This is a genomic window from Bradyrhizobium sp., assembly GCF_035273305.1.
In the GTDB taxonomy this organism is placed as follows: domain Bacteria; phylum Pseudomonadota; class Alphaproteobacteria; order Rhizobiales; family Xanthobacteraceae; genus Bradyrhizobium.
In genome coordinates this window covers 1-7470 of sequence record NZ_DATEPI010000161.1, presented here as the reverse complement: position 1 = coordinate 7470, position 7470 = coordinate 1, and the positions used below count along the sequence as shown (strand labels likewise).

Genomic DNA, 7470 nt, shown 5'->3' with positions numbered 1-7470 from the left:
CGAGCCGGGCCAACAGCCGCAGCATTGCGGATTTGGTCATCGAGACACAGCCCGCGGTCGGACCAAAATTATCTCGAGCCAGATGCAGGAACACCGCGCTGCCTCGTCCCGCGATTCGCGGACAGGTGTTGTGATCGATCTCGATGATGAAATCGTACAGGTGGTCTTCTCGCTTCAGTCGATCGCCCATCGCACCGCCATTTGCTCGTAGCGGTCGGTTGTAGTGGCGGCTTTGCGGGTCTTCGCACCAGGCGTCTTCAGGCCCGATGGGGCGGACCGGTAACAACGTCCGCGGCCGCGAATGACGATCGGCGCGCCACCACAACCGGCGCGGCCTGAACGTGCCTTTCGGGGTGGACCCGTCGCCTTCTCGCTTATTGGCCCTGATCCCCCCTCGCCCGAGCGCGACTGGCACGACAAGGCCGCCCGCGCTGAGCCAACCCCGGCGCTGATTGCCAGCGACGGCGTGAATCCTGATCGCGGCAAGCGGCCGATTTCCAGGGCTTACCCGGCAAGGAGCTGAAACAACATGGGTTTCCATGGAATTATTATAGACCCCGCGGATTGTCGGATCATTGACGATGCCTTATTTCGAGGCATTACAGGACATTCATCTCATCGCGTTCGAATTCTGGGGTAGACTGCGCTTCCGCTTGTCAAACTGTAACACTTGCCTACTTCATGACGAATAAGACCTAACCGACCCCGCCAGACCATCCCATATGAATTGAAGGCGCCTTCATCGCACCCGCCGCCGCAGAGGATTGTACCCATGGCCAATGCCCGCAAGATCCTGATCGTTGATGACGATACCGATCTGCGCGACACGCTGGTGGAGCAGCTCTCGTTACACGAGGAGTTCGAAGCTTCCGCCGTTGATACCGGCGCCAAGGGAGCCAGCGCGGCCAAGGCCAATGCACCTGATCTCGTACTGATGGATGTCGGGCTGCCGGATACCGATGGGCGGGAAGTCGTGCGCTCGCTGCGCAAAGGCGGCTTCAAGGCGCCCATTATCATGCTGACGGGACACGATACCGATTCGGACACTATTCTCGGGCTGGAATCCGGAGCCAATGACTATGTCGCGAAGCCGTTCCGCTTTGCGGTCCTGCTGGCGCGCATCCGGGCGCAGCTGCGGCAGCACGAAGCCAGCGAAGACGCGGTGTTTTCGGTAGGTCCGTACAGTTTCCGGCCTGGCTCCAAGATGCTGACCGGAGCGAACGCCAAAAAAGTGCGCCTTACCGAAAAGGAAACCGCGATCCTGCGTTTTCTTTATCGGGCCGGCCAGCTTCCGGTGTCGCGCGAGACGCTGCTTCAGGAGGTCTGGGGCTACAATTCGGGGGTCACCACGCACACGCTGGAAACCCACATCTATCGGTTACGCCAAAAGATCGAAAAGGATGCGGCTAATCCCGAGATATTGGTGACGGAAGCCGGTGGATACAAGCTGGTGCCGTGATAGCATTGGCTCCGCCTGATTAGTTCCACTGGCATGCGCGGATAGCGCGCCCGATCATCGGTTATCCATGTCGATCGAAGACGACGTTGCCCTGCTCGAGCGCGTTCCCACGCTGCAGCTATTGGGCACGACCGCACTGCGGATGCTGGCCATCGGCTCCGAGCAGCGCATGTTCAGGCGTGGTGATGTGCTGTTCAAAGTAGGTGAGGATGCTGACGCTGGATTTATCGTTCAGCGCGGCGCGTTCCGCGTTCAGGGCGGCAACGGTGCCGAAACAATCGCCGGCCCGCACGCGCTGATCGGCGAACTGTCACTGATCACCGAGATGGTGCGGCCGGCCACAGCGACTGCAATTGAACATTCCGCAGTGATCCGGATCGCTCGCAGCCTTTTCCAGCGCGTGTTGGAAAACGACGCCACCGCGGCGCGGCGGCTTCGCGATGAATTAGCCAGCCGGACCAGCCAGATCGCCAGCGAAATATTGATGGCCGGGACCAAGATGAACGTTTAGCGGGTGGAACGAACGCTGGTCGGGTGTTCACACGTCCAGCGTCACCGTGACCGGCACGTGATCGGACGGCCGCCCCCAGCCGCGGGCATCTCGCGTGATGCGGAAATCAGTGACGCCCTCCTTTAACGCGCGCGATACCCAGATGTGGTCGAGCCGGCGACCGCGATCGGCCAGCGTCCAATCGGCGGCGCGGTAACTCCACCAAGTATAGACCTTCTCCGATAGCGGAATCCGTTCCCGGGCTACGTCGATCCATTCGCCCTGCGCCTGCGCCGCCAGCAGCTTCTCGCATTCGATCGGCGTATGTGACACGACCTTCAGCAGCTGCTTGTGCGACCACACGTCATTTTCGTGCGGTGCGACATTGAGATCGCCGACCAGGATATGACGGTCGTCGCCGCGCGGATGCAACGGCTCGCATGCTTTCATCTCGTCAAGGAATTGCAGCTTGTGCTCGAATTTGGGATTGAGCGCTGGATCAGGAATGTCGCCGCCGGCCGGTACATAGAAATTATGCAGCACCAGCGGCTTCGATAGCTGCGCTTTATCGGCGAACGCTACCGAGATGTGGCGCGAATCGATCTTCTCGCAAAAGGTGCGGATATCCGTGCTCTCGAAAGGCAGCTTGGAAAGGATGGCGACGCCGTGGTACCCCTTCTGCCCATTGAGGGCGACGTGCTCATAGCCAAGACGCCGGAAACGTTTCAGCGGAAATACATCGTCGATGCATTTGGTTTCCTGCAAGCACAGCACGTCCGGCCGCACCGCCTTGATAAACCTTGCGACAAGATCCATGCGCAGCCGCACCGAATTGATATTCCATGTAGTCAGGGAAAGCCGCATTGGACTCTGCAAGCCATGAACAATTGTGCCCGATGACGCACGTCTTCGGCTTGCAATCAAGAACGATTTTTAACCTGGCGAGGTCGGATATCTCGTGAAGTCGATCTTGAACAGGCTTGGATCGATCTTCTTGCCGGGGTCCAGATTATAAATCGCCACGGTGGTGTCGTAGCCCTGCGGGTCCGTCACCGTCCATTGTTTGAGTTGACCATCCTTGGCGCCGACCATCAGCATCAATCGGCTGGTGCCGATCAGCGCCTGCTTCTCCTCGATGGTGACGGTAATGAAAAGGTCGTCGGACGTGACGTTCACAACGTTAGTGTCCTTTAGCAGATCGATGCGGTCCGACAGAAGGTATCGCAGTGGCGTCTGCGAAAGCGGGTAGATATCCTGGGTCGCCAGCTTGCGGTCGCGCACCGCGACCGATGATCCATCGGCGACAATGTCGATCGGACTCGGCTCATCATATTCGAAGCGCACCTTGCCGGGCTTCTGGATATAGAAGTCGCCCTTGGACCGGCTGCCGTCGGGTCCGACCTGGACAAAATTCCCGACCAAGGTCTGCAGCGAGGATAGGTAGGCGCTGACCCTGGCGGCTTGCGCCTTTTGGTTGGCATCGAAGCTCGAAAAGATATTGGCGGGCACGTTCCGGCGCGGATCAGGAATGATGGGCTCCGGTGCCATCCGCGAAGTCGCCCCGGTCGTCGTCGGAGTTGGCTGAGCATCCGACGCGCTCATCTGAATGTTGCCGCGAATTTTCGGCGCCGGCTTCGGAACAGGCACAGTCTGCGCGGAACTAGGCGCGATCACGCTAGCGGCGAATAGTAAGGTCAATCCGGTGCGCACCGCGCCAGACGCAAATTGCTGACGCATTCGAAATCTGAAATTTCTGTTCAACGCGAATTCCTGTCTAACTCTTTGTCCATTTTATTCGGGTTTTGGCGAAACGAGATATCGTTTTTGCGTGAAAATAGAATGTCAGGTCGCGATACCTGGGCTCGCCATGCTGCTCAAAATCCGCTTTCTTCCTCTTCGATCAGAATCTCTCGTTTGCCCGCGTGATTGGCCTGGCCAACGATGCCCTCAAGTTCCATGCGCTCCATGAGCGAGGCGGCGCGATTATATCCGATCTGCAGCCGTCGCTGAATGTAGCTGGTGGAAGCTTTGCGGTCGCGCTTGACGATTGCGACCGCTTGCGTGAACAGGTCGCCGCCACCATCGCTGCCCATACCTGTGGAATCAAACAGCGCGCCGCCATCTTCGTCAGTGGGTTCTTCCGCGGTGACCGCTTCAAGATATTCCGGCTGGCCCTGTGTTTTGAGATGTCGCACGACTTTCTCGACCTCTTCGTCCGAAACGAAGGGTCCGTGCACGCGGCTGATACGCCCGCCACCGGCCATGTAGAGCATGTCGCCCTGCCCTAGCAGTTGCTCGGCTCCCATTTCGCCGAGGATGGTGCGGCTGTCGATTTTGGAAGTGACCTGAAACGAGATACGGGTCGGAAAGTTTGCCTTGATAGTGCCGGTGATGACGTCCACTGACGGCCGCTGGGTAGCGAGAACGACGTGCAGGCCAGCGGCGCGCGCCATCTGCGCCAGCCGCTGCACCGCGCCCTCGATATCCTTGCCGGCAACCATCATCAGGTCGGCCATTTCGTCGACAATGATGACGATAAAGGGCAGCGGATCGAGATCGAGTTTTTCTTCTTCGTAGATCGCCTTGCCGGTTTCCTTGTCAAAGCCGGTGTGAACCGTGCGGGTCAGTTCCTCGCCCTTCGATTTGGCTTCCAACAAGCGCGCATTATAGCCATCGATATTGCGGACGCCGAGCTTGGACATTCTCTTGTAGCGCTCCTCCATTTCGCGCACCGCCCACTTCAGCGCGACCACGGCTTTCTTCGGATCGGTCACCACAGGTGTCAGCAGATGCGGAATGCCGTCATAGACGGAGAGTTCGAGCATTTTGGGATCGACCATGATCAAGCGGCATTGATCGGGACGGAGCCGATACAACAGGCTCAGGATCATGGTGTTGATGGCCACCGATTTGCCGGAGCCGGTGGTGCCGGCAATCAGCAAATGCGGCATGCGTGCGAGATCGACGATAATGGAATCGCCGCCGATGTTCTTGCCGAGGCAGAGCGGAAGCTTCGCGACCGTTTCGTTATAGTCTTTCACCGCCAGCAATTCGCGCAGGTAAACTTTCTCGCGATGCGGGTTTGGCAGTTCGATGCCGATGGCATTGCGACCGGGCACCACCGCGACGCGCGCTGAGAGCGCGCTCATCGAACGCGCGATGTCGTCGGCGAGGCCGATCACGCGCGAGGATTTGATCCCGGGCGCCGGCTCCAGCTCGTACAGCGTCACTACTGGTCCGGGATGGGCTTTAACGATCTCGCCGCGCACACCGAAATCTCCGAGTACACCTTCCAGCGCGCGAGAATTGGAATCGAGTTCGGACTTGCTGAGCGGCTGACGGTCGGACGCCCTCGGTGCCGATAGCACCGAGACCGGCGGCAGCTCGAAGGAGGATTTGCGCGACGGCAGGCGCGGCGTGGGCTTCTTGCGCACCGCGCGGGCTGGCGCTTCCTCTTCCTCCTCGTCCTCTTCTTCGTAGTGATCCTCGACTTCCGGCCGCACCGCGCGGCCGCCAAGAGTTGGTTCCTGCCGCTCAAACATAGCGACGCGTTCCGGAGGCGCGCTTGCCACCAGCTTTGCATATGCGACGGTCAAGAGCCGCCACAGCCGCGCCTTCGCGCTCATCGCGGCGTGGAATGCCCATCCCAGCGATACAGAACCGTCCTCATCTTCTTCCTCCAGTGGCGCATCATCGTCCGCGATCCCTGGAGATTGCTGTTCTGGCGGGCGCGATCCGATCCCGCTCGCGATCAGGAATGTCCCGACGCCTGCGGTGAGAAGGAGAATCCCGAGCACCAGGCGATAGACGAAACCGGGCGGGCCGAACACCACAGCGGGGGCGCGCACCAGCGCATCGCCGACAACGCCCCCAAGCCCGGTGGGAAGCGGCCATGCCGCGCCATGCGGCCAGCAGCTCGCGAATCCCGCCCAGGTCATTGTGCACAGGATCCAGCATGCGATCCGCAATGCGTGGCGGTCGAACGGACGGTGGGTCAGCATGCGCCACCCCCACACCGCGACCGGGAGGATCAGCATGATCGAGCCAAGTCCGAGGATCTGCATCAAAAGATCGGCGCCGATCGCGCCGGGGTGACCGACGACGTTGCGGATTGGCCGCGAGGTCGCATGGCTGAGGCTGGGGTCTTGCACGGACCAGGTCATCAGGGCCGCCGTCGCGACTCCGGACAGCGCCACCAATCCCAATCCAGCGAGCTCGCGCAAACGTCGCGCCAGCGCCTCCCGTATCGAGGAAGGCAAATGGCCGACCAGGGGAATGACACGTTCGATCGCGGGCATGCTCATGGGCTTTGCGACTAATCCAGAATTTCGACCAGCCGGTGCAGGGCCTCGGCCGTTGTTTCGCTGTCCGATACCAGTGCTAGACGGATGTAACCGGCCGCGGGATTGCTGCCATCGAGTTGGGTCCGCGCCAGATAGCTGCCGGGCACGACGCGCACGCCCCCGTCCCGATAAAGCTTGACGGTTGCCGCTTCGTCGTCGCCGTGCTCCGAGACATCGAGCCAGACGCAGAAGCCGCCGGCGGGCCGACGATAGCCATAGCGATTACCGAGGATCTGGTCGGCGAGATCGAACTTGATCCGATACAGCCGCCGGTTCTCCTCGACATGCGCCTCATCGCCGTAGGCCGCGACCGCGACATGCTGCAGCGGCACCGGCACTTGTGGAGCGGCAACGTTGCGCAGCTCGTGAAACATCGAGAGAAATTTTTTGTCACCGGCGGCAAAGCCTATCCGCATGCCCGGCAGATTGGAGCGCTTCGACAGCGACTGGAAAGCGATCGCATTGCTAAAGTCCGGCCCGGCGCATTCCAGCACGCTGCCCGGAGCTTCCCTGGTGTAGATCTCCGAATAGCACTCGTCGCTCAGGATCAGGAACCCGAACCGGTCGGCGAGTTGTTTCAAGCGGCTGAAATAATCGCGCGAGGCCACCGCGCCTTGCGGATTGGCTGGTGAGGCGATGTACATCGCCACCGTTCTTGCAAGCGTGGAGTGATCGAGCGCCTCCAGATCGGGAAGAAATCCATTGGCGAGAGTGGTCGGCAGATAAATCGCCTCGCAGCCTGCAGCGCGCGCCCCCGCGGCGTAAGCGGGGTAAAATGGATTCGGAATCAGAATCGCGGGTCTACCCTTGCGCTCGCCGACATAGCGCGCCGCGGTCAGCGCCGCAAAAAACAGCCCCTCCCGGCTGCCGTTCAACACCAGAAGCTCGCTGTCGGGGTCGATCGGCCGCGGTAAGTGAAATCGCGTGGACAGCCAGTTTGCCGCGGCCAGCCGGAACGGCTCGATGCCCTTCGCAATGGGATAGCGGCCGAACTCGGCGATGTGGTCGGCGAGCACTGGGCCAACAAAGGCCGGCACCGGGTGCTGTGGTTCGCCCAACGAAAGCGTAATCAATGGCTTAGCCGGTTTGTACGGGGCCAGCAGTTCGGTCAGCCGGGCGAATGGCGAGCGCTCGCTTTGCTGGGTACCGGCGTCTTGCGGCGCGCGGGATGAAGCGGT

The 7470-nt window shown here is 60.7% G+C and carries 7 protein-coding genes; 2 read left to right on the top strand and 5 right to left on the bottom strand.

Translation table 11 applies throughout. The annotated features are described in order from the left end of the window. A partial coding sequence (locus VJV58_RS11260) for a L,D-transpeptidase family protein (protein ID WP_324137423.1) occupies positions 1 to 541 on the bottom strand: 541 nt, incomplete at its 3' end. Positions 542 to 772: 231 nt separating this feature from the next. Here VJV58_RS11260 and VJV58_RS11255 point away from each other — a divergent pair. Together VJV58_RS11255 and VJV58_RS11250 are read left to right on the top strand one after the other, a co-directional pair. Continuing rightward, positions 773 to 1459, top strand: coding sequence for a response regulator transcription factor (locus tag VJV58_RS11255; RefSeq protein ID WP_324137422.1), 687 nt, complete (start codon positions 773 to 775; stop codon positions 1457 to 1459). A gap of 67 nt (positions 1460 to 1526) precedes the next feature. Next, complete coding sequence (locus VJV58_RS11250; RefSeq protein ID WP_324137421.1) at positions 1527 to 1970, top strand: cyclic nucleotide-binding domain-containing protein; 444 nt, start codon at positions 1527 to 1529, stop codon at positions 1968 to 1970. A gap of 27 nt (positions 1971 to 1997) precedes the next feature. On the opposite strand, the gene VJV58_RS11245 is transcribed toward VJV58_RS11250, so the two are convergent. The 4 genes from VJV58_RS11245 to VJV58_RS11230 form a co-directional block, all read right to left on the bottom strand. Continuing rightward, positions 1998 to 2813 (bottom strand): exodeoxyribonuclease III, encoded by an 816-nt coding sequence (locus VJV58_RS11245; RefSeq protein ID WP_324137420.1) that lies wholly within the window; start codon positions 2811 to 2813, stop codon positions 1998 to 2000. 69 nt (positions 2814 to 2882) lie between these two features. Next, positions 2883 to 3686: an outer membrane lipoprotein carrier protein LolA gene (locus tag VJV58_RS11240; protein WP_324137419.1), complete on the bottom strand. Its 804-nt coding sequence runs from the start codon at positions 3684 to 3686 to the stop codon at positions 2883 to 2885. A gap of 137 nt (positions 3687 to 3823) precedes the next feature. Further along, positions 3824 to 6253, bottom strand: coding sequence for a DNA translocase FtsK (locus VJV58_RS11235; RefSeq protein WP_324137418.1), 2430 nt, complete (start codon positions 6251 to 6253; stop codon positions 3824 to 3826). A gap of 11 nt (positions 6254 to 6264) precedes the next feature. Continuing rightward, on the bottom strand, positions 6265 to 7470 hold a 1206-nt coding region (locus tag VJV58_RS11230), incomplete at its 5' end, for an aminotransferase class I/II-fold pyridoxal phosphate-dependent enzyme (protein WP_324137417.1).

Coding starts and splice junctions, on each gene's coding strand:
- VJV58_RS11255 (WP_324137422.1), top strand. CDS start 773: ATGGCCAATGCCCGCAAGATCCTGATCGTTGATGACGATACCGATCTG.
- VJV58_RS11250 (WP_324137421.1), top strand. CDS start 1,527: ATGTCGATCGAAGACGACGTTGCCCTGCTCGAGCGCGTTCCCACGCTG.
- VJV58_RS11245 (WP_324137420.1), bottom strand. CDS start 2,813: ATGCGGCTTTCCCTGACTACATGGAATATCAATTCGGTGCGGCTGCGC.
- VJV58_RS11240 (WP_324137419.1), bottom strand. CDS start 3,686: ATGCGTCAGCAATTTGCGTCTGGCGCGGTGCGCACCGGATTGACCTTA.
- VJV58_RS11235 (WP_324137418.1), bottom strand. CDS start 6,253: ATGAGCATGCCCGCGATCGAACGTGTCATTCCCCTGGTCGGCCATTTG.